Source organism: Streptomyces spirodelae (assembly GCF_017676385.1).
Taxonomy (GTDB): Bacteria; Actinomycetota; Actinomycetes; order Streptomycetales; family Streptomycetaceae; genus Streptomyces; species Streptomyces spirodelae.
In genome coordinates this window covers 368,830-389,008 of sequence record NZ_JAFFZN010000002.1, presented here as the reverse complement: position 1 = coordinate 389,008, position 20,179 = coordinate 368,830, and the positions used below count along the sequence as shown (strand labels likewise).

21 protein-coding genes and 1 pseudogene are annotated in these 20,179 nt (G+C 70.2%); 15 read left to right on the top strand and 7 right to left on the bottom strand.

What is annotated here, in order from left to right; genetic code table 11:
* Positions 1-369 precede the first annotated feature (369 nt).
* From JW592_RS04050 to JW592_RS04025, 6 genes are all read left to right on the top strand, one after another.
* The gene (locus JW592_RS04050) at positions 370-1,455 is read left to right on the top strand and encodes an LLM class flavin-dependent oxidoreductase (RefSeq protein WP_209263503.1); all 1,086 of its coding nucleotides are present in this window, start codon (positions 370-372) and stop codon (positions 1,453-1,455) included.
* Entirely contained in the window at positions 1,452-2,108 is a 657-nt protein-coding gene (locus JW592_RS04045; protein WP_209263434.1) for an FMN reductase, read from the top strand. Before JW592_RS04050 ends, JW592_RS04045 begins: the two co-directional genes overlap by 4 nt.
* A 142-nt stretch (positions 2,109-2,250) precedes the next feature.
* Positions 2,251-2,478 carry a hypothetical protein gene (locus JW592_RS04040; protein WP_209263433.1) on the top strand — a complete coding sequence of 76 codons (228 nt, stop codon included), beginning with the start codon at positions 2,251-2,253 and terminating at the stop codon, positions 2,476-2,478.
* Positions 2,479-2,482: 4 nt separating this feature from the next.
* Positions 2,483-2,965, top strand: coding sequence for a DUF6879 family protein (locus JW592_RS04035; protein ID WP_209263502.1), 483 nt, complete (start codon positions 2,483-2,485; stop codon positions 2,963-2,965).
* Positions 2,966-2,988: 23 nt separating this feature from the next.
* Complete coding sequence (locus JW592_RS04030; protein ID WP_209263432.1) at positions 2,989-3,834, top strand: helix-turn-helix domain-containing protein; 846 nt, start codon at positions 2,989-2,991, stop codon at positions 3,832-3,834.
* A 222-nt stretch (positions 3,835-4,056) separates the two neighbouring features.
* Positions 4,057-5,256, top strand: a complete 1,200-nt coding sequence (locus JW592_RS04025) for a methyltransferase domain-containing protein (protein WP_307805277.1) — start codon at positions 4,057-4,059, stop codon at positions 5,254-5,256.
* An 18-nt stretch (positions 5,257-5,274) separates the two neighbouring features.
* Here JW592_RS04025 and JW592_RS33295 read toward each other — a convergent pair.
* Together JW592_RS33295 and JW592_RS04020 are read right to left on the bottom strand one after the other, a co-directional pair.
* A pseudogene (locus tag JW592_RS33295) lies at positions 5,275-5,403 on the bottom strand (DUF397 domain-containing protein); the annotation flags it as partial.
* The gene (locus tag JW592_RS04020) at positions 5,357-6,310 is read right to left on the bottom strand and encodes a helix-turn-helix domain-containing protein (RefSeq protein WP_209263430.1); all 954 of its coding nucleotides are present in this window, start codon (positions 6,308-6,310) and stop codon (positions 5,357-5,359) included. The pseudogene JW592_RS33295 and the gene JW592_RS04020, both read right to left, overlap by 47 nt.
* Positions 6,311-6,507: 197 nt before the next feature.
* Here JW592_RS04020 and JW592_RS33125 point away from each other — a divergent pair, with 197 nt between their 5' ends.
* Together JW592_RS33125 and JW592_RS04010 are read left to right on the top strand one after the other, a co-directional pair.
* Positions 6,508-6,636, top strand: coding sequence for a hypothetical protein (locus JW592_RS33125; RefSeq protein WP_267877956.1), 129 nt, complete (start codon positions 6,508-6,510; stop codon positions 6,634-6,636).
* A gap of 1 nt (position 6,637) precedes the next feature.
* Positions 6,638-6,853, top strand: coding sequence for a hypothetical protein (locus JW592_RS04010; protein WP_209263428.1), 216 nt, complete (start codon positions 6,638-6,640; stop codon positions 6,851-6,853).
* A 79-nt stretch (positions 6,854-6,932) separates the two neighbouring features.
* On the opposite strand, the gene JW592_RS04005 is transcribed toward JW592_RS04010, so the two are convergent.
* Genes JW592_RS04005 through JW592_RS03995 form a run of 3 tightly spaced genes read right to left on the bottom strand, consistent with a single transcriptional unit; the run spans position 6,933 to position 9,231 of the window.
* Positions 6,933-7,937, bottom strand: a complete 1,005-nt coding sequence (locus tag JW592_RS04005; RefSeq protein WP_209263427.1) for an ABC-2 membrane transporter-related protein — start codon at positions 7,935-7,937, stop codon at positions 6,933-6,935.
* Positions 7,934-8,830 (bottom strand): ABC transporter ATP-binding protein, encoded by an 897-nt coding sequence (locus tag JW592_RS04000; RefSeq protein ID WP_209263426.1) that lies wholly within the window; start codon positions 8,828-8,830, stop codon positions 7,934-7,936. The genes JW592_RS04005 and JW592_RS04000 overlap by 4 nt, the downstream gene beginning before the upstream one ends.
* On the bottom strand, positions 8,827-9,231 hold the full coding sequence (locus tag JW592_RS03995) for a GntR family transcriptional regulator (RefSeq protein ID WP_209263425.1): 405 nt from the start codon (positions 9,229-9,231) through the stop codon (positions 8,827-8,829). The genes JW592_RS04000 and JW592_RS03995 overlap by 4 nt, the downstream gene beginning before the upstream one ends.
* Positions 9,232-9,479: 248 nt before the next feature.
* On the opposite strand from JW592_RS03995, the gene JW592_RS03990 reads away from it, so the two are divergent.
* From JW592_RS03990 to JW592_RS03975, 4 genes are all read left to right on the top strand, one after another.
* Complete coding sequence (locus JW592_RS03990; RefSeq protein WP_209263501.1) at positions 9,480-10,676, top strand: acyltransferase family protein; 1,197 nt, start codon at positions 9,480-9,482, stop codon at positions 10,674-10,676.
* Positions 10,677-10,686: 10 nt separating this feature from the next.
* Positions 10,687-12,015, top strand: a complete 1,329-nt coding sequence (locus JW592_RS03985; protein ID WP_229375102.1) for a sensor histidine kinase — start codon at positions 10,687-10,689, stop codon at positions 12,013-12,015.
* Entirely contained in the window at positions 12,012-12,707 is a 696-nt protein-coding gene (locus JW592_RS03980; protein ID WP_209263424.1) for a response regulator, read from the top strand. The genes JW592_RS03985 and JW592_RS03980 overlap by 4 nt, the downstream gene beginning before the upstream one ends.
* Positions 12,708-12,874: 167 nt before the next feature.
* Entirely contained in the window at positions 12,875-13,477 is a 603-nt protein-coding gene (locus JW592_RS03975; protein WP_209263423.1) for a CAP domain-containing protein, read from the top strand.
* A 211-nt stretch (positions 13,478-13,688) separates the two neighbouring features.
* Here JW592_RS03975 and JW592_RS03970 read toward each other — a convergent pair whose 3' ends face one another.
* A complete protein-coding gene (locus JW592_RS03970; RefSeq protein WP_209263422.1) occupies positions 13,689-14,903 on the bottom strand; it encodes a S8 family peptidase in 1,215 nt (404 codons plus the stop codon).
* Positions 14,904-15,022: 119 nt separating this feature from the next.
* On the bottom strand, positions 15,023-16,090 hold the full coding sequence (locus JW592_RS03965) for a DprA-like winged helix domain-containing protein (protein ID WP_229375101.1): 1,068 nt from the start codon (positions 16,088-16,090) through the stop codon (positions 15,023-15,025).
* A gap of 123 nt (positions 16,091-16,213) precedes the next feature.
* Between JW592_RS03965 and JW592_RS03960 the strand changes: the two genes are divergently transcribed.
* The 3 genes from JW592_RS03960 (at position 16,214) to JW592_RS03950 (ending at position 20,168) form a co-directional block, all read left to right on the top strand.
* Positions 16,214-16,681, top strand: coding sequence for a hypothetical protein (locus JW592_RS03960; protein ID WP_209263421.1), 468 nt, complete (start codon positions 16,214-16,216; stop codon positions 16,679-16,681).
* Positions 16,682-16,742: 61 nt separating this feature from the next.
* A complete protein-coding gene (locus tag JW592_RS03955; protein WP_209263420.1) occupies positions 16,743-18,350 on the top strand; it encodes a multicopper oxidase family protein in 1,608 nt (535 codons plus the stop codon).
* A gap of 66 nt (positions 18,351-18,416) precedes the next feature.
* Positions 18,417-20,168: an NAD+ synthase gene (locus JW592_RS03950; protein ID WP_209263419.1), complete on the top strand. Its 1,752-nt coding sequence runs from the start codon at positions 18,417-18,419 to the stop codon at positions 20,166-20,168.
* The last annotated feature ends 11 nt before the right edge of the window (positions 20,169-20,179 follow it).

Here is a 20,179-nt window from a genome sequence, read left to right as displayed (position 1 = left end):
GGTCAGAGGGGTTCGCTCGGGTCCCCCGGCGCACGGGGCCATATCAGCATTCCACCACAGGGTTTCCGCGGTATTGCGCGCCCCGATCCGATCGTTTCACAGCGGGCGAAAGGGAGCAGCGCAGCACCCGAACGAGCACGCGGTGTGACGTTCACGTAACGCGCAGGAGTGACCACCGGGCGGGCGCGGGATGGGACGCGAGGCCAAGGTGCGGGTGGCGGAATTTCCGGGAACCCCCGCGCATTGAGAGGGGTGAAAGGTAGTTCAATAGTCAACTACTTCGACCGAGGCACCACCCGAAGACACCACCCGAGGACGGCGAGCACCATGACGGCCACGGCCACCCCGACCCCGACCCCGACGGCCCCCATCCAGTTCGGGATCTTCACCGTCGGCGACGTGACCCCCGACCCCACCACCGGGCGGACGCCGACCGAGCACGAGCGGATCAAGGCGATGCTGGCCATCGCCCGCAAGGCGGAGGAGGTGGGACTGGACGTCTTCGCCACCGGGGAGCACCACAACCCGCCGTTCGTACCGTCCTCACCCACGACGATGCTCGGCTATCTGGCGGCCAGGACCGAACGGCTGATCCTCTCCACCTCCACCACCCTGATCACCACCAACGACCCGGTGAAGATCGCCGAGGACTTCGCGATGCTGCAGCACATCGCGGACGGCCGCGTCGATCTGATGATGGGCCGCGGCAACACCGGACCGGTCTACCCCTGGTTCGGCCAGGACATCCGGCAGGGCATCCCGCTGGCCATCGAGAACTACGCGCTGCTGCGCAGGCTGTGGACCGAGGACGTCGTCGACTGGGAGGGCCGCTTCCGCACCCCCCTCCAGGGCTTCACCTCCACCCCGCGCCCGCTGGACGGCGTACCGCCGTTCGTCTGGCACGGCTCGATCCGCAGCCCGGAGATCGCCGAGCAGGCCGCGTACTACGGCGACGGCTTCTTCGCCAACAACATCTTCTGGCCCAAGGACCACTTCAAGCGGCTGATCAACCTCTACCGCGACCGCTTCGAGCACTACGGCCACGGGACGCGGGAGCAGGCCCTGGTCGGCCTGGGCGGGCAGGTCTTCATGCGCCGCAGGTCCCAGGACGCGGTGCGGGAGTTCCGCCCCTACTTCGACAACGCGCCGGTCTACGGACACGGCCCCAGCCTGGAGGAGTTCACCGACCAGACCCCGCTGACCGTCGGCAGCCCCCAGGAGGTCATCGACAAGACGCTGACCTTCCGCGAGTCCTTCGGCGACTACCAGCGCCAGCTCTTCCTGATGGACCACGCGGGGCTGCCGCTGAAGACCGTGCTGGAGCAGCTCGACATGCTGGGCGAAGAAGTCGTGCCGGTACTGCGCCAGGAAATGGCCGCCCGGCGTGCGGCAGGCGTCGCCGACGCCCCCACCCACGCGACCCGTGTCGCTGACCGAGAGGGAGCTGCCGTATGACGTCCACCGAGGGAACGGGCACCGTCCAGCTGGCCGTCGTCTCGGCGGGGCTGAGCGACCCGTCATCCACGCGCATGCTGGCCGACCGTCTGGCCGAGGCGACGCGGGTCGCGCTCCGCGAGGAAGACGTCGCCGCCGAAGTCACCACGGTCGAACTGCGCGATCTCGCCACCGGGATCGCCCACAACTTCACCACCGGCTTCCCCGGCACCGCGCTGCGCGAGGCCATGGAGCAGGTCACGGGGGCGCACGGCCTGATCGCCGTCACCCCGGTCTTCAGCGCCTCCTACAGCGGGCTGTTCAAGTCGTTCTTCGACGTCCTGGACAAGGACGCGCTCGCGGGCAAGCCGGCCCTGCTGGGCGCCACCGGCGGCACCCCGCGCCACTCGCTGGTGCTGGAGCACGCCATGCGGCCGCTGTTCACCTACCTGCGCGCCGTGACGGTACCGACGTCCGTCTACGCGGCAACCGACGACTGGGCCGCACCGGACGACGGGGTCACCCCGTCCCTCCCCCGCCGGATCGCCCGCGCGGGCGGCGAGCTGGCCGGACTGGTGGCGCCGCGTGCCACCACTGGGACAGCGCGTCCGGGCGCGGAGCCCGATGTGGTGCCGTTCGAGCAGCAGTTGGCGGCGTTGCGGGTGAAGGAGTGACGGACACTTCCAGCGACTGGTGCGCTCCGGTGGCATGACGCGGTTCGCGAAGTTGCGCAAGTTCGTGCAAGTTCATGGCGCGGCACGGGCGGATCGGCGCAAGCTCATCAGTGCCGATCCGCCCTGAGGAACCGGAGGAGACATGGCCCTGCACCGGTTGGGCAAGGACCCCGAGAGCCCGAACAACGGCTCCCCGACCGTGTACCTGGACGACGAGACCGGGAACTACGTCCTGCAAGGTTGGCGGGTGACCGATCCCGAGCGGCTGGCGCAGATGGATGTTCCGCCGCATGAGACAGTGATCGAATTCCCACCCCGCATGATGCAGTTCTTCCCGGAGATGGACGGCGGTCGTGGCAGCGACGTTTGAGGAGATGTTCCGCGCCGCTCGGTACAGCGCGTACCACTTGGAGACGCGCGACGGCTATGAGCAGGACGAGGCGTACGCCGAGTGGCTCGCGGGCCACCGGTTCGATCCGGCCGAGCGCTGGCCCTGGTGGATCGAACTGGTGTCGGCGGCTGTCGCTCGCGGTGTGGAAGTCCGCCGTGCGCGCGTCGTCTCCGAGCCGGTGAGCGCCTACATCCGGTACGAGTACGACCTGACCACCGGTCACAACGTCAAGGCAGGCGAACAGGTGCGCTGGCTGCCGCGCCGACAAGCGAACGCGCTGTTGCTGCCGGGTAACGACCTGTGGCTGTTCGACGGGTCACAGGTGCTCTTCAACCACTTCGACGGCGACGGACGCATGACCGGCGAAGAACTGGTGACGGAACCGGGCATCGTTGCCCACTGTGTGACTGCCTTCGAGGCGATCTGGGACGCTGCCACACCGCACGAGGAGTACAAGCCCACCTGAGTTCAGCGACACCGGAATGGAACGTGACGTCTTCATCGAGCGTACGCCAGGCCCGGGAAGCCCTCGGCAACCGTCTGCGTGAGATCCGGAAGGATGCCGGACTGACCGCACGGGAGCTGGCTTCCCGGGCCGGTTGGCATGAAAGCAAGTGCAGTCGGATCGAGCACGGGCGCACCTCCCCGGCCGATGACGACCTGAGGACATGGGCACATCTCTGCGGCGCAGAGGGCCAGGCTGCCGATCTGATCGCCACGGCCCGCAACATCGAGGGTGCGTACGTCGAATGGCGACGCATGGAGCGCTCCGGGCTCAAGCACGCCCAGGAGTCCGTTCTCCCCCTATGGGAGCGGACGAGGAATTTCCGCGCGTACTCGTCGTGGCTGATCCCAGGGCCATTCCAGACCCGCGCCTACATCGAAGCCCTGCTGCGCGCCATCCGCGACCGGCGCACCGTTCCCGACGACGTGGCCGCTGCGGTGCAGGTACGCGTGAACAAGCAGCGCATCCTTCACGAGGGACGGCACCAATTCGCAGTCGTGCTGGAAGAGAGCACCCTCCGGCACCGTATCGGCGGAGCGGAAACCATGTCCGGGCAGCTCGGCCACCTGCTGTCGCTCGCCACGCTGCCGAACGTCAGTCTCGGTGTGATCCCCATGGAGGCCGACCGTTCCGCACTCTGGCCTGTCGAGGACTTCTGGATCTTCGACGACGCGCAGGTGAACGTGGAACTCGTCTCCGCTTTCCTCACCATCACACAGCCGAACGAGGTTCGCGCATATGACGAAACTTTCGCCCGGATGATCGAGTTGGCCGTCTACGGCCCGCATGCACATGCGCTGATCACCAGAGCAATTGACTCTCTGGAGTAACCGGGTGCAAGTCCCCGCACATTCGTTGAGGCTCCTCACCGTGCGCGCCTAGCGTCGAAGGCTCACACCTGCAGCGACCGCGACTGGAGGCCCCGCAATGGGTGGACACGAGAAGCCCAAGGACAACCCCGAAGACCCGCTTCCGGGACAGCCATGGTCCCCGCCCCAGGACCCGCCGTCCCCGGACGGCGGCGCACCGGAAGGCGACGGAGACCACCGAAAGTGAGCCGAGACCATGAAACGGAGAACCGCACCAGCCCCCACGCGGAGCTGGCGCGGTTCCTCCTCGACGCCGGTGCCCTGACGCGAGATTGGAGCTCGGCATTCGACACCGCCCCGAGAAGCGCGTTCCTGCCGGACCTCATTTGGCCGTTCGACATGGACGCGGGCACCAGCCGTGCCGTGGACCGGCGCACCGACCCGGAGGGCTGGGAGCGTGAGGCGTACACGAACGCACCACTCACCATCCAGTGGGACGACGGGCACCATGTCGGCCCCGAACCAGGCCGCGTGCCGACCAGTTCGGCGAGCATGCCGTCCGTCGTCACCCGAATGCTGGCCGACCTTGATGTGTTTCCAGGGGCTCATGTGCTGGAGATCGGGACGGGCACCGGATGGAACGCCGGTCTGCTGTCAGCCCGGTTGGGAGACCGCAACGTTGTCACGGTCGAGGTGGACAGGACCGTCGCGACGTGGGCACGCTCGGCACTCGGAAGCGTCGGGCTGTCCCCAGATGTGGTCTGTCGGGATGGCAGGTTCGGCCGGTCGGAAGAAGCCCCGTATGACCGTGTGATCGTCACGGCAGGCGTGCGAGAGTTCCCTGCCGCGTGGGTCGAGCAGACCCGCCCTGGCGGACTCGTCCTGGCTCCGTGGGGAACCCACTACTCCGGCGGGGACGCGCTGGTACGGCTGACCGTCGCCGGCGACGGGAGCGCGCACGGGCGGTTCCTCCGACCGCTGGAGTTCATGAAGCTCCGGGCTCAGCGCCTCGACTGGAACCGGTTCGGCCGGCACGTCGGGGAATACCCCGGAGACGCTTCCGTGTCGGCAACGTCGGTGAGCCTGTCGGACCTGGGTGAGGGGCGACGGTTCCAGGACATTCAGTTCGTCCTGGGGCTCTGCGTACCGCGATGCGCCCATGTTCGCAACGTAGGCGAGAGTGAAACGGTGCTCTGGTTCTTCGATATGACCGAGGGCTCCCGCGCTTGGGCGTCGGCCACCTTCACCGACGGGGAGTCCAAGGTCACGGTCCGCCAGTCGGGCCCCCGCCGGCTCTGGGACGAGGTTTTCCGGGCGCTGGAGTGGTGGCGTGGTGAGGGGGCACCACGACTGGACCGGTTCGGCCTCACCGTCACCCCGGACGGCGTCCACCGGCCATGGCTGGCGGACCCGGCGAACCCTGTTCCGTCGTTCGCCGGGTGACCGCCCCGGGCGGCAGCGTCATCGCCCGGAGTGCTTCACGCCTTCGACGAAGGTCTGCCATGCGGCCGACGAGAACGACAGCGGCGCGCGCGTGGTGTCCTTACTGTCCCGCACCGGGACCACCCCGTTGCCGCCGCACACGAGCTCCGGGGCCCACTCGACGCAGTTGCCGCCCTCTCCGTCGCTGTAGCTGGACTTGATCCATACGGGCCTGTCGCTCATGTGCTTCCCTCACAGTGTCGATGAAGTCCAACGAAGCATGCGGGCTCAAAGCGCACGCGCGCAAATGATCGAAGATCCGGCGCGAGTTCTTCAGTGCCGCTTTGTCGTCGTACGGCCGCCCACCCTGGGGGCCTTCCACGTGAACTGAGAACTGACCGTCCTCAAACCCCAGCAATGTGAACGGCGTTGCGCGTGCAGCAGCCGACGCGGAAAGCGGCAGAACCTGGAGCGCCAGCGTCCGGCACTGCGTCACCGCATCGCGCAGGAAGCGAAGTTGCGTTGCCATCACCTCCGGTGTTCCAACGTTGGCGCGCAAGCAAGCTTCGTGCAACACCACCCAAATCTGCGGCGGTTCGCCCCTGAGCATGATCTCGCGGCGCCGCATACGTCCCGCCACCTTGGCATCCAGATCGCGGGGGTCCGCCCCCGAGGCGACAGCATCCAGCGCCGCTCGCGCATACTCCGGAGTCTGAAGCAAGCCGTAGACGAAAAGGGTTGAGTAGTCCTCGATGACTTCGGCCTCGCGCTCCGCTTCGATGAAGGGCGCGAACCATGACGGGTTCTCACCCTCAATGATGCGACGGAGCTGTCGCGCGAAGAGTCCGCCCGTGCTAAACACCTTGTCGCACCCTTCCGCGAAGCGTTGCGACGGGATGACCGCGCCGGATTCGACCTTGCTCACGTAGCTCTTGCTGTAGCCGGTCGCATGCCCCAACGCTTCCTGCGACATACCTCGGGCTTCCCGGAACCGCTGCACGTCCTCGCCTAATGCTCCGCTGGGTTCGTGATTCAACCATGGGTTCCAAGGCTGGCTCTTCTTCGAGCGTGACATGGGCGTTTCCCCTCCTCTGCAAGGGAGTTCGGACCCAACGGAGTTGAACATGTCGCTTCAACCCGCGACATCGTAGCGCCCTGCGTGTTCCCCTCACCACAGAAAGTCACAATCAACTACCGCAGCAGGTGGGAAAGATGGACCAAGGAAGCCCTCCCCAAGACGGGGGCTGCGAGGACTGTGCGTGGTTCCGCACGATGATCGTGCGGTCGGCACACGACCCGGGGCCGCGCGCCGATCTCGAAGTGCTCTTCGGCGCGCATCTGCACCGCAAGCACGCGCCGGACCAGTCAGGCGGCGGCGCCCAAAGGCTGCGCGGTGTGTGACATGTGGGCGGTCGGCGACGTGGTGCAGGACAGGAAGACGGGGAAGAACGGGGAGATCGTCCGGGTGACGGGGCCCGCACCGTTCATCTACCGGCTCAGAGTCGAGGAGGACGACGGGGCAGCCATCCTCATCTACCGGTACGGCGACCAGGTCCGCCGCGTGCCGCCCCAGGCCGGGGGCGACCCGTGCTGTCTCTGCGCTCTGCGTCCCACGTGAGAGGTGGCGACTTCGGCGGGGCAGCCGGGCTCGGCTGCCCCGCGCGTACGGTGGGCTCCCAGCAGGGGACCGGCGTCCGTCAGGTCAGGCGACGGCGGAGCCACCAGGCGCAGAATCCGGCCAAGGCCAGGGCGAGGCCGAGGTAGAGCCCGGTCTCGGCCCATTGAAGGGGCCAGAAGTTGCCGGCGGGATGGTAGGTCAGCTGTTGCTGGTAGCCGCGTTCGCCGAGGTCCGCGACGCAGCGGTCGATCCGCTCCATGCTGGGCGGGCCCGACGCGGGTTGCAGGCAGTCGGCGAAGGACGCAGGCGGGGAGGACGGCCGGCCGGCGGCGTTCAGCGTCTGTTCGGACGTCAGCCAGGCACCGGGCTGCTCGAGCGGCACGGCGATCTCCCTGCCTTCCTCGCGGATGCCGATGGGGGTACCGCTCCCGATCGGCACGGTTGTCCGGCTGGATGCGGCCAGATGGGACCGGACCCACAGCGGCACGGCAACCTGTACCGCCGTGTAGACGGCGAGCGTGGTGGCCATCGCGGGCAGGGTGCGGTGGATGACGAGGCCCAGGGTGACGCCGAGGACGAAGGCGAAGGCGGCGTAGCCGACGGGGACGATGCCGCGGGCGGCGAAGGCCAACGGGTCGAGGCGTGCCAGATATGTCTCGGTGCCGCCGCCGTTGTCGACGGCGCGGTCGATGGGGCCGCTCCACCAGGTGACCGCCAGGCTGACCAGCCCGGACGCGGTCATGGCGGCCAGCGCGCCGACGCCGAGTTTGGCCGCGAACCAGCGAGTACGGGTGATGCTCTGGTTCCACACGAGGCGGTGAGTGCCGGTCTCCAGTTCACGGGAGATCAGCGGCGCGCCCCAGAACATCCCGATGACGGCCGGCACGGCGAACACGACCGTCAGACCGGTGTAGTAGAGGGTCTGATCGGTGCTGGAGAGCTGGTCCACGAGGCTGCTTCCACCAGACTCGTACAGGTCGGCGAGTTGCGGTCCGGTGACCGCGAGGAGCACTGCGAAGCCCGCGACCACGGCGAACATCACCGCGGCCTGGGTGCGGAACTGGCGCCAGGTCAGCCAGATCATCGAAGGACCTCCAGCGCCGGCCGGGAGTCACGGACCGCGTCGGCGGGCCGGGTCATATGAGCGAGGATGATGTCCTCCAGGCCGAGCGGACTCACCGTCCAGCCCGGGTCGTGGACCGCGGTGTCGGTGCGCACCAGGAGCGTGGTCTGCCGCTCGGTGTGGCTGGCGGAGAGGATGTGCAGGCCCGTCGGCAGGGTGTCCGGGTCGCGGCGCGGGCCGGTGAGGCGGTGGTGGGAGGCGACCAGGTCCTCGATGTCGCCGGTCACCTGTACCCGGGAGTCGACCAGGACGATGACGTAATCGCAGGCCCGCTCCACATCGGAGACCAAGTGGGAGGAGAGCACGACGCTCATCTCGTGCTCGGCGACGGCCTCCATCAGATCCTGCATGAACTCCCGTCGGGCGAGCGGGTCGAGGGCGGCGACCGGTTCGTCGAGGATGAGCAGTTGCGGACGCTTGGCTATGCCCAGGGTGAGGGCGAGCTGCGCGCGCTGACCACCGGACAGCTTTCCTGCCCGCTGCTTGGGGTCCAGACCGAGGCGACGGATGCGGTCCCGCGCCAGGGCGTCGTCCCACGTCGGGTTGAGGTGCCTGCCGAGGTCGAGGTGGTCGGCGACGCTCAGGGAGGCGTAGGTCGGGGTGTCCTGGGCGACGAAGCCGACCTTCGCCAACTGGTCGACGCCCGCGGCGGGACGGCCGCCGCACACCTCGATGGTGCCGGCCGTCGGGGTCAGCAGCCCGGAGGCCAGGTTCAAAAGGGTGGACTTGCCTGCTCCGTTGGGGCCGACCAGGCCCACCACCCGACCGGCCGGGATGTCCAGGTCGCAGTCCCGCAGCGCCCAGCGCTGCTTGTACTTCTTGCCCAGTGCCTGGGCCCGCAAGACGGCGCTCACGCCACGTCCTCCCCTGCTTCGTTACGCAAAGTGTTCATGAACAGCGCCTCGATGCTCTCCTCGTCGAGCCCGGCCAGGCGGGCCTTGGTCAGCCAGCGCCGCAGGTCCTGACGGAGCGGGCCGTGCGCGGCGAGCGTGCCGTCGGCCAGCGTCCGGGTCACGAACGTCCCGACGCCGGGTCGGGCGGCCACCAGGCCGTCGTGCTCCAACTCGCGGTACGCCTTGAGCACGGTGTTCGGGTTGATCGCCAACTGCCGCGCCACGTCCTTGACCGTCGGGAGCCGGTCCCCCTGCTCCAGCAGACCCAGCCGCAGCGCGTGCCGCACCTGCCGCACCACCTGCTGGTACGGCGACAAGCCGGAACGGTCGTTCAGGTGAAACTCGATCACCAGTTCCTCCATTTACCTAGCTACCTAGCACTTTAGCTTCCTGGTCCGCTGCGCGGTCAAGGCGGGGACGATGACAACAGGCGAAGGAGGCCGAGCTGCACTGAAGTTGAGGAGACCGAGCGAGGCGGAGGCACCCGGTGGGCTCGCGTCGTACCTGAGAGGGACATCCCAGGTGCGCTCTGCGGAGGGACGTGGGTGAGGGGGCCCGGTTCATAGCGTCCGTGGGTGTCCGGTTCCGCTTCATGGAAGGCACCCTCACCATGGTGTTCGGCTCCTCGCACGCTCTGTCGGGCACGCGCGGCCTCGCACGGCGCATCGCCGATGCCACCCCTCCCGACCGGGACCGGGGCGCCGATGCGCTGCGGGCCTTGGCCATAGGTGGGGTGGTGCTCGGGCACTGGCTGGTGACCGGGCTCGTGGATGACGGCGGCGCCCTGCACGGAGCCAGCCCGCTGGGGTTCCTGCCTCAACTGGCGCCCGTCTCCTGGCTGTTGCAGACGCTGGCCGTCTTCTTTCTGGTGGGCGGGCAGATGGCGGCCAGGGGGTGGGCCTCGGCTCGGGAGAGAGGAGCCGGGTACCGGGAGTGGGCGGGTGCCCGGATGGTGCGGCTGGCCCGGCCGGTGGCGGCGCTGCTGGGCGTATGGGCCGTGGTGGTGGGGGTGATGATCGGCTGCGGGGTCGCGGGCACGACCGTGCGGACGCTGGCCAAGCTGGTCGTCTCACCGCTGTGGTTCCTGGCGGTGTACGCGGTACTGACGGCGGCGACGCCGCTGGTGGCGCGGCTGCACCCGCTGTGGCCGGTCGCGGTGGTGGCGCATGTGGACCTGGTCCGGCTGGGGTTGGGCGGCCCGCAGTGGCTGGGGTGGGTCAATCTGGGCGCCGGGTGGCTGGTGCCCTACTGTCTGGGCACTGCCTGGGCGCGCGGGGAGCTGCGGGACCGTACGACGGGATGGGTGCTGCTGCTGGGCGGCGCGGGTTTCACCGGGCTGCTCGTGGTGGCAGGGGGCTATCCGGCGTCCATGGTCGGAGTGCCGGGCGCCGCGCTGTCCAATCTGAATCCGCCCAGCCTCGCCGCCGTCACCTTCGGACTCGCCCAGTGCGGGGGCGCCCTGCTGCTGCACGGGCCGTTGCGGCGGTGGTGCGCGAGGCCCGGCGCGTGGGCTGCCGTGGCGCTGGTCAACCTCTCGGCGATGACGGTCTTCCTGTGGCACCAGACCGCGATGATGGCCGTCACCCTGGCCGGGACGTGGGCGGGCGACCCGCTGCCGGGGCTGCACACCGTGCCCGACGGCGCCGGGTGGGTGCCGTCCCGGCTGCTGTGGCTGCCGGTGTTCGGGGTGGCGTTGCTGGTGTGCTGGGCCGCTTTCCACCCGTGTGAGCGAGGGTGGCGGAAGGGGGCGAGCAGGGTCGTACGCAGGGGGTCCATGGCCCGGTCGGAGACGGTGGAGCACGTTTAGGGTGACGTTCATGACAACGGTGGGGCTGGGACTGGCCCGGCGGCTGCGGGCGATGCCCCGTGCGTTGCGCGAAGACCTGTTCATGCTGGAGCGGGGGACGCCGCCTCAGGCGACTGGTCCCGGCGCCGGGGACGCGACGAGTTGGCGTATCTGGCAGCCGACCGTCGTCCTGCTGGTGTCCCTGGCCGCCCTCGTCATCGGTCTGTTCAACATCGGCGTCCTCACCTCGGACGTGCACAGCACCCTGAGCCAGCCGGAGGCGGTGCTGCTCGGCGGGGGCCAGGCGGCTGCGCTTGTTCTCGCCGCTTTCCGGCCGGTCACCGCTTGGTGGGTGGTGACCGGCTTCATGCTCGTCATCACCGTGCGGCTCGGTGCGCTCCCGCCGGCTCCCTGGTCCCGGCAGTCCCCCTGGACCGTCCCGGAGGTGGCCTGCCTGGCAGGAGTGCTGCTGCTGGTCGCCGTACGCAGACGGCCCCGGGCCGCGGCAGGCGCGCTGCTCGTCACCGTGGTGAGCGCGCTGATCTGCGGTATGGCCACGCGTCGGCTGCTGGGCCCGCCCGCCTTCCGCGACGTCCCCGGGGATGTCCTCGTCCTCATCATGGCCGTGGTCGTCGGCACCGCCCTGCACGGGCGGCAGGCGGCCCGCAGCGAGTTGGTCGTCCAGGAGGAGCTGGCCACCGAGGAGCGCACCCGGCGCACACTGCTGGAGGAGCGCAACCGGATCGCGCGCGAGCTGCACGACGTGGTGGCCCACCACATGTCGGTCATCTCCATCCAGGCGCAGGCCGCTCCGCACCTGGTGGACAACCCCTCCCCGGAGCTGAGGGAGAGTCTGGCGGGCATCCGGGAGAACGCCGTGGAGGCGCTGGCCGAGCTGCGCCGCGTACTGGGCGTGCTGCGGTCCGGAGACGCACCGGGCGACCGGCACGCACCCCAGCCCACCCTGGAGGGGCTGCCGGAGCTGGTCGCGAACGTACGGGCCGCTGGGCTCACCGTCACCGACAGGGTCACGGGCCGGCCCTTCCCGCTCGCCCCCGGGATGGAGGTGTCGGCCTACCGCATCGTTCAGGAGGCCCTCAGCAATGTGCTGCGGCACGCGCCGGGTGCCGAGGCGCACGTGGAGATCGGCTACCACCCCACCGAACTCACCGTGCGGGTCAGCAACACCGCTCCGGACCGGCCCATGCCCCCTGCCACCGGTGCGGGGCACGGTCTGCCCGGTATGCGGGAGCGCGCCGCGATGCTGAACGGCACCCTGTGGTGCGGAAACACCCCCGACGGCGGCTGGAGCGTGACGGCCACGCTGCCCTACCCCGAGACCGCTGAGGACCCCTCGTGACGAGAGCCCGGACCATCCGCGTACTGCTCGCCGACGACCAGAAACTGGTCCGTCAGGGCTTCACCGTGCTGCTCGACGCGGAACCCGACATCACGGTGACCGGCCAGGCCGTGGACGGTGTGGAGGCGGTGGAGCGGGCCGCGGAACTCGCCCCGGACGTCGTCTTGATGGACATCCGGATGCCACGGCTGGGCGGTATCGAGGCCACCCGCAGAATCACCGAGGCGAACACGGCGGGCGACGGCCCGAAGGTGCTCGTGCTGACCACGTTCGACCTGGACGAGTACGTCTTCGAGGCGCTGCGCGCCGGGGCCTCCGGCTTTCTGCTCAAGGACGCCTCAGCCGCCGAACTGGCCGAGGGGGTGCGGGTGGTGGCCCGGGGCGAGGCACTGCTGGCGCCGGGGCTGACCAAGCGGCTCATCGAGAAATTCGCGGGAATGCGGGACGAGAACGGTCCGGGTGGCGCGCGGCTCATGGAGCGCGTCGCCGATCTCACCGAGCGCGAGACCGAGGTGCTCGCGCTGGTGGCGCGGGGCCTGTCGAATCTGGAGATCGCCGAGCAGCTCGTGGTCGCCGAGCAGACGGTGAAGACCCATGTGAGCCGCATTCTGGTCAAGCTGGGGCTGCGCGACCGCACCCAGGCCGCGGTCTTCGCCTACGAGACCGGGCTGGTGCGGCCGGGTGGGGCTTGAGACCGGAATGCACGGTTTTCAGGTTGTTTCACCGTAAAATCTGACAGCTGATCGACCAGTGGTTTCCGACTTCGACGAGCGCGGAGTCCGACTTCGACGAGCGCGAAGTGCGACTTCGACGAGCGCGAGGTCCGACTTCGTCGAACGCGAAGAAATGAGAGGGAGAGATGGAATCCGCGATCCGCCGGCGCGCCCGGCGCGGTGCGGCCCTGTGGCTCGCGCTGACACTGGCGGCCGGCACCGGGTGGACGGCCGGGGCCGGGCCGGCGCATGCCGAACCACCACCGGTACCGCCCTTCCGGCTGCCGCTGCCCCTGCTGTGGCACTCGTCCGGCTCCGAGTCACCGCCGCCGCACACGGGCAATTCGCACACGGGAAGGCCCCGTACCGGGAGCGCCAAGGTGCTCCGGCTGGTCAACGTGGAGCGCGCACGGGCGCACTGTCCCCGGGTTACGGAGCACAGGGCGCTGCGCCGGGCAGCGCAGCGGCACAGCGTACGGATGGCTCGCGCCCGGCAGCTCTCCCACACCCGACCGGAGCACGCGGGCCCCGGGCGGCGCCTGGCCCGCGAGGGATACCGGTTCGGGCGGGTGGGAGAGAACATCGCGCGAGGCCAGCGAAGCGCCGCGGGGGTGGTGCGCGCGTGGATGCGCAGCCCGAAACACCGTGCCACGCTGACCAACTGCGCCTTCCGGGAGGCCGGGGTGGGCGTGAGCAGCGGGCCCGGGGGCCCGTGGTGGGCGCTGATGCTGGCCAGCAAGCGGAGGTAAGGCGAGCCGAGCCGCGGCCGGACGCGCCTGCTGCCGGACCGGGTAGGCGAGCGAGCCTGCTATTGCCGGGCCGGGTGTCGGGCCGGATGTCGGGCCTGATGCCGGCTGAGCCGGGGTCGCACGCACGACCGCGGCCCGGTGTGTGGGGCACCGGGCCGCGGAAGGTGGGGGTTGTCCGTGCGCCGCCGTCAGCCGGCGGCGCACGGGGGTGTCACTTGACGACGTTCAGCAGCAGGTTGGGCGAGCCCTGGCCCGGGTTGCCCACGACGTCCTTGGAGGCGCCCTCCGTCAGGGCCTTGGAGACGGCCTCGGGCGTGGCGTCCTTGTGGCCGGAGAGGTAGACCGCCGCGGCGCCCGCGACGTGCGGGGAGGCCATGGAGGTGCCGGAGATGGTGTCTGTGGCGTCGTCACCGGTGTTCCAGGCGCCGGTGATGTCGACGCCGGGCGCGTACAGGTCCAGCACCTCACCGTAGTTGGAGAAGGTGGCCTGCGCGTCCTTGTTGTCGGTGGCACCGACGGTGAGGGCTTCCTTCACCCGCGCGGGCGAGCTGTTGCCGGCGTCCGTGCCCTCGTTGCCCGCGGCCACCGCGAAGGTGACGCCCGCCTTGACGGAGTTCTGCACGGCCTTGTCCAGCGCCTCGTCGGCGCCGCCGCCCAGCGACATGTTGGCGACCGAGGGGGCCTTGGCGTTCTTGGTGACCCAGTCGATGCCCGCGACGACCTGCTCGGTGGTGCCCGAGCCCTGGTCGTCCAGGACGCGGACGGCGATCACGTTCGCCTTCTTGGCGACGCCGTGCGCCTTGCCCGCGACCGTGCTGGCCACGTGGGTGCCGTGGCCGTTGCCGTCCGAGGCGTCGTCGTCACCGTCGACGGCGTCGAAGCCGCTCTTGGCGCGGTCGCCGAAGTCCTGGTGCGTGGTGCGGACACCGGTGTCGATGATGTAGGCGTTCACGCCCTCGCCCGCGCCGTCCGGGTAGACGTACTTCTTGTCGAGCTTCAGCTCGGGTGTGTCGATGCGGTCCAGGCCCCAGGAGGGCGGGTCGGCCTGCTCGCCGGTGATGGAGTGCCGCTGGTTCGCGTAGACCTTGTCGACCGCCGGGTCGGCGGCCAGTTCCTTGGCCTCGCTCGCGGACATCTTGGCGGAGTAGCCGTTGAGGGCCTTGGTGAAGGTCCTGCGCACCTTGCCGCCGTGGTCGGCGATGACCGACTTGCCCTTCGCGGCGGCCGACTTGGTGCTCACGGCCGACTTCTTCATCGTGACGATGTAGCTGCCCTTGACGGCCTTCGCGGAGTGGGCACCGACGACGGTGCCCTGTGCGGGCGCCTCCGGGGACGCGTTCGCGGGGAGCGCCGTGACGGTGCCGATGGCCGCCGCGGCGACCGCGGCCGATATGCCGAGCGCAGCTTTCTTACGCGTCACTGCCATGGGGAGGGTTCCTCCTCGTGTGGGGGGATGCGCATGTGGGGTGCGCGATCGGCACGCTAAGCGCTCTGTCACGAGCAGGACAAGGGGTTCGGTGTGACGCGGGTAGACGGTCAATTGCCTTACTGCGGGCCATTCCTAGCGGTTCGGGCGGGGCTCGAAGGCGCCTGCGGAAGCCAGCCGAGACTCGCCGCGCGCACCCCCAGCTGGAACCGGGTCGTCGCCCCCAGGCGCTCCATCAGCCCGTGCAGCCGCCGCTGGAAGGTCCGGTAGCTGACGCCGAGCTGGCGGGCCATCACCTGGTCGGTCATCCCGGTCGTCAGCAGCGCCAGCAGCTTGGCCTCCTGCGGACTCGGCCCGTCGGGAGCGCCCGGATGGCGGCCCGAGAGGTACTCCGAGATCGGCAGCGCCCTGCCCCACAGCACCTCGAAGAACTCGCACAGCACTTCCAGCAGCCCGGAGGGGTGGACGACGACGCTGCTGGCCAGCTCGTTCGGCGCGGCGCGCAGCGGGATCAGTGCGATGCGGTCGTCGGCGATCAGCATCTTCGTCGGGGTGTCCGCCATCACCCGTGCGTCCTCGCCCAGTTCGGCGGCGGCGCCGATGTCGGTGTCGAACCGGTGCGAGGTGGTGAGCCCCTCGGTGTCGTAGATCACCCGGTATCTGACCCCGCGCCGCATCATCTGCGCCTGCACCGGCATCATGCCCGTCTTCGGGTCGAGGCGGTCGGGGTCGCTGTTGGCGTACGGCGGCCGGTCGATGCCCCGTATCTCGCCGCGTGCGCTGCGCTGGAGCTGGTCGACCTGGCGGATGACGGCAGCGCGTCCCGTCACGATCTCCACCAGCTCCAGCGGGTCGCGCCCGGCCGTGTGCGCCCGGAACCGTGCCGCCAGATGCTGGATGTGCCGGCGCGTGCGGTGGATCTCCTCCTCGCGGGCCAGCAGCAGCGACTCGAAGGCGATCTCGGGCGCCACGGGCAGATAGCGCTCGGCACCCTTGCCACCCCCGTCCGCCGAGAAGCGTCCCACCAGGTTGAGCTTCTCCAGGGAGGCCAGCGCCGCCCGCACCCGGGCGGCACTCACCCCGGCGGCGGTCCGCAGCTCATCGACGGTCACGGCACCGTCCACCAACGCCTCGTAGACCTGCTGCTGGACGGGGTCGAGATCAAGAGCCTCCAACATGGTGCGCATCCTGTGCACGGTGGCGAGTTCACGTCAATGACCGAACGTCGCCAGACCACCGGTCAAATCCCCCGGAGCGCCGCGAACCGACCCACGGCATACCCCCGGTGGGCATCGGGTTAGGGTGATCCCATGCTGACGGGCGAGCGCACCCCCACCGCCACCTGGTGCGTGCGCGCGCTGCTGCTCGCCACGCTGCTGCTGGGGCTCGTCACCATGCACACGCTCGGCCACACGGCGTCCGGGCCGGCACCACCCGCGGCAGCGCACCTCTCCCACGGACCGGCATCCGGTCCGGGTACGGCGTCAGGCACGAGTACGGCCGCCGCGCCCGCCCCCGCCCACCACCACATGATGCCGCCCCCGGCGCACGACGACGGCCACGGCAACGGCACGGCGGGGGACCCGCTCTCGGTCTGCCTGGCCGTCCTGGGCATATGGACGGCCGCCGCGCTGCTGGGCGCGGCCATCGGGCCGGCGCTGCGCGGACGCGGCACCGCCCTGTCCCCGTTCCGCTCCCGCACACTGCGTGCGCTGTGGCCGCTGCCGCCGCCGAGAACAGCGCTGAGACTCGCCCAGTTGTCGATCCTGCGGACCTGACAGGGCCGCGCCCCTGCGACGCATCCGCACCGCAACCATCGACAACACCAAAGGCACACATATGCGTTCCCACTTCACACGACGAGCCGTGCTCGGCACCGGCGCCGCGCTCGCCGGGGCCGGTTTCCTGACCGCCTGCTCGGACACCGCGCGGCGCTCCGACGCCAAGTCCCCCGCCGGCTATGTCGAGTCCGACGGCCCCGAGGTCCGCGCCGCCGAGGCCCGCCGCGCCCGGGGCCGTACCGAGCGGGTCCGGCTCACCGCCACCCGCACCCGCCTCGAACTGGGGGCCGAGGGCACGGTCCCCACCTGGGCGTACGGCGACCGGGTGCCCGGCAAGGAGATCCGCGTCGGCGCGGGCGGCACCCTCGACGTCACTCTCGCCAACCACCTCTCGGCCCCCACCTCGGTGCACTGGCACGGTCTCGCCCTCCGCAACGACATGGACGGCGTGCCCGGCCTCACCCAGCGGGAGATCCGGCCGGGCGCCGACTTCACCTACCGCTTCGCGGTGCCGGACCCGGGCACCTACTGGTTCCATCCGCACTCCGGCGGCCAGCGGGACCGCGGGCTGTACGCGCCGCTGATCGTGGAGGACCCCAGGGAGCCGCTGCGGTACGACAAGGAGTGGGTGGTCGTCCTCGACGACTGGTTGGACGGCGTCGATGGCTCCAGCCCGGACGGCGTCCTGGCCGAACTGCGCCGGGGCATGGATCACGGCGCAGGGCACGGCGGCAAGAACAGCGAGGGCGGCAAGAGCGACGGCAAGAGCGACGGCGGCGGCCACGACATGCACGGCATGCACGGCATGGGCGGGAGCCGTCCGGCCGGCAAGGGCCCCTCCCGGGTGCTGATGGGCGCCACCAGCGAGCTGCTCGGCGGCGACGCGGGCGACGTGCAGTACCCCTACTACCTGGTGAACGGGCGTACCGCCACGGACCCCGAGACGTTCAGGGCCGAGCCGGGCGACCGTATCCGCATCCGTTTCATCAACGCGGGCGGGGACACGGCCTTCCGGGTGGCGCTCGGCGGCCACCGGATGACCGTCACCCACACCGACGGCTACCCGGTCGAGCACAAGGACACCGACGCACTGCTGCTGGGCATGGGCGAGCGCTACGACGTGCTCGTCACGGCCGAGGACGGCGTCTTCCCGCTCACCGCGCTGGCCGAGGGCAAGAAGGCGACAGCCCGGGCGATGTTGCGCACGGCGCCGGGCGCAGCGCCCGCGGCCTCCGTCCGCCCTGAAGAGCTGGAGCGCGGCAGGCCGCTGACCGCCGGGCAGCTCGAGGCGGCGGAGTCGGCCCGGCTGTCCCCCGGCCGGCCCGATCGCACGGTCACGCTGCGGCTGACGGGTTCCATGGCCGCGTACGACTGGGGCTTCAACGGCAAGCAGTACACCCCGGATCAGCGGCACCCCGTCACAGCGGGTGAGCGGGTGCGGCTGCGCTTCGTGAATACGACGGAGATGTGGCACCCGCTCCACCTGCACGGCCACACCTTCGCCCTGCCGGACGGCGGAGCCCGCAAGGACACCGCGATCGTGCTGCCGGGGAAGACCCTGGAGGCGGACTTCGAGGCCGACAACCCGGGCCTGTGGCTGGTCCACTGCCACAACGTCTACCACAGCCAGGCAGGCATGATGACAGTGCTCGGCTACCGTAAGTAGTGGCGCGGGGGAGGTCTCAGGGCCTCCCCCGCCCATAACGTCAGCCCGACGATTACACTCGGCCTCGTGCCTCAACTACGTCTCGCGCTGAACCAGGTCGATTCCACCGTCGGCGATCTGGAGGGGAACGCCGCCTCCGTCGTCCAGTGGACCCGGAACTCCGTCGAACAGGGGGCGCATCTGATCGCGTTCCCGGAGATGATGCTGACCGGCTACCCGGTCGAGGACCTGGCGCTGCGGCGCTCGTTCGTCGAGGCGAGCCGCACCGCCGTACGGGACCTCGCCGTGCGGCTGGCCGACGAGGGGCTGGGCGAGGTACCCGTCGTCGTCGGCTACCTGGACCGCTGCGCACAGGTGCAGCCCCGCTACGGCCAGCCCGCCGGAGCCCCGCAGAACGCGGCGGCCGTGCTGCACCGCGGCGGGATCGTGCTGACCTTCGCCAAGCACCACCTGCCCAACTACGGCGTCTTCGACGAGTTCCGCTACTTCGTGCCCGGCGACACCATGCCGGTGATCCGGGTGCACGGCGTCGATGTGGCACTCGCCATCTGTGAGGACCTGTGGCAGGAGGGCGGCCGGGTCCCGGCAGCACGCACCGTGGGCGCCGGGCTGCTGCTCTCGGTCAACGCCTCCCCCTACGAGCGGGACAAGGACGACACCCGGCTCGAGCTGGTGCGCAAGCGCGCGCAGGAGGCCGGGTGCACCACGGCGTATCTCGCGGAGATCGGCGGCCAGGACGAGCTGGTCTTCGACGGCGACTCGATCGTCGTCGGCGTCGAAGGAGAGGTGCTGGCACGGGCCCCGCAGTTCGAGGAGAGCTGCCTGGTCCTCGACCTGGAGCTGCCCGCCGCCGCCCCGGCGGCTCCTTCGGGGACCGTGGACGACGGGCTGCGTGTGGATCACCGCGTCATCTCGTCCGAGCCGCTGCCCGCCTACCCGGCGGAGCGCACCGGCGGCGAGGCACCGCGGATGGACGACGACGAGGAGATCTACCACGCGCTGGTCGTCGGGCTGCGCGCGTATGCGGCCAAGAACGGCTTCCGCTCGGTGCTGATCGGACTGTCCGGCGGCATCGACTCGGCGCTGACGGCCTCGATCGCCTGCGACGCGGTCGGGGCCGGGAACGTGTACGGCATCTCGATGCCCTCGCGTTACTCCTCGGAGCACTCCAAGGAGGACGCCGCCGAGCTGGCGGAGCGCACCGGGCTCAACTTCCGCACCGTCGGGATCGAGCCGATGTTCGCCGCGTACATGGACTCTCTCGCCCTCACCGGGCTCGCCGAGGAGAACCTCCAGGCACGGCTGCGCGGCACGCTGCTGATGGCCGTCTCCAACCAGGAGGGCCACATCGTGCTCGCACCGGGCAACAAGTCCGAGCTGGCGGTGGGCTATTCGACGCTGTACGGCGACGCGGTGGGCGCCTACGGGCCGATCAAGGACGTCTACAAGACGAACGTCTTCCGCCTCGCCAAGTGGCGCAACCGCGCCGCCGAGGAGCGCGGCGAGACCCCGCCCATCCCCGAGCGCTCCATCACCAAGCCGCCCAGCGCCGAGCTGGCGCCCGGCCAGGTGGACACCGACTCGCTGCCCGACTACGGGGTCCTCGACCGCATCCTGAAGCGGTACGTGGACGGCGACCAGGGCGCGGCCGCCATCGTGGCGGCGGGCTTCGACGCGCAGACCGTGACCCGGGTGCTGCGGATGACGGACCGCGCCGAGTACAAGCGCCGTCAGTACCCTCCGGGCACCAAGATCTCCCCCAAGGGCTTCGGCAAGGACCGCCGGCTGCCGATCACCAGCCTCTGGCGCGAGGGCTGACGGTCCCCTGC

Excerpts from the sequence above, each read along its gene's own strand:
- JW592_RS04045 (WP_209263434.1), top strand. The coding sequence starts at position 1,452 with ATGACGTCCACCGAGGGAACGGGCACCGTCCAGCTGGCCGTCGTCTCG.
- JW592_RS04040 (WP_209263433.1), top strand. The coding sequence starts at position 2,251 with ATGGCCCTGCACCGGTTGGGCAAGGACCCCGAGAGCCCGAACAACGGC.
- JW592_RS04035 (WP_209263502.1), top strand. The coding sequence starts at position 2,483 with ATGTTCCGCGCCGCTCGGTACAGCGCGTACCACTTGGAGACGCGCGAC.
- JW592_RS04020 (WP_209263430.1), bottom strand. The coding sequence starts at position 6,310 with ATGTCACGCTCGAAGAAGAGCCAGCCTTGGAACCCATGGTTGAATCAC.
- JW592_RS33125 (WP_267877956.1), top strand. The coding sequence starts at position 6,508 with ATGATCGTGCGGTCGGCACACGACCCGGGGCCGCGCGCCGATCTCGAA.
- JW592_RS04010 (WP_209263428.1), top strand. The coding sequence starts at position 6,638 with ATGTGGGCGGTCGGCGACGTGGTGCAGGACAGGAAGACGGGGAAGAAC.
- JW592_RS04005 (WP_209263427.1), bottom strand. The coding sequence starts at position 7,937 with ATGATCTGGCTGACCTGGCGCCAGTTCCGCACCCAGGCCGCGGTGATG.
- JW592_RS03995 (WP_209263425.1), bottom strand. The coding sequence starts at position 9,231 with ATGGAGGAACTGGTGATCGAGTTTCACCTGAACGACCGTTCCGGCTTG.
- JW592_RS03990 (WP_209263501.1), top strand. The coding sequence starts at position 9,480 with ATGGTGTTCGGCTCCTCGCACGCTCTGTCGGGCACGCGCGGCCTCGCA.
- JW592_RS03985 (WP_229375102.1), top strand. The coding sequence starts at position 10,687 with ATGACAACGGTGGGGCTGGGACTGGCCCGGCGGCTGCGGGCGATGCCC.
- JW592_RS03975 (WP_209263423.1), top strand. The coding sequence starts at position 12,875 with ATGGAATCCGCGATCCGCCGGCGCGCCCGGCGCGGTGCGGCCCTGTGG.
- JW592_RS03970 (WP_209263422.1), bottom strand. The coding sequence starts at position 14,903 with ATGGCAGTGACGCGTAAGAAAGCTGCGCTCGGCATATCGGCCGCGGTC.
- JW592_RS03965 (WP_229375101.1), bottom strand. The coding sequence starts at position 16,090 with ATGCGCACCATGTTGGAGGCTCTTGATCTCGACCCCGTCCAGCAGCAG.
- JW592_RS03960 (WP_209263421.1), top strand. The coding sequence starts at position 16,214 with ATGCTGACGGGCGAGCGCACCCCCACCGCCACCTGGTGCGTGCGCGCG.
- JW592_RS03955 (WP_209263420.1), top strand. The coding sequence starts at position 16,743 with ATGCGTTCCCACTTCACACGACGAGCCGTGCTCGGCACCGGCGCCGCG.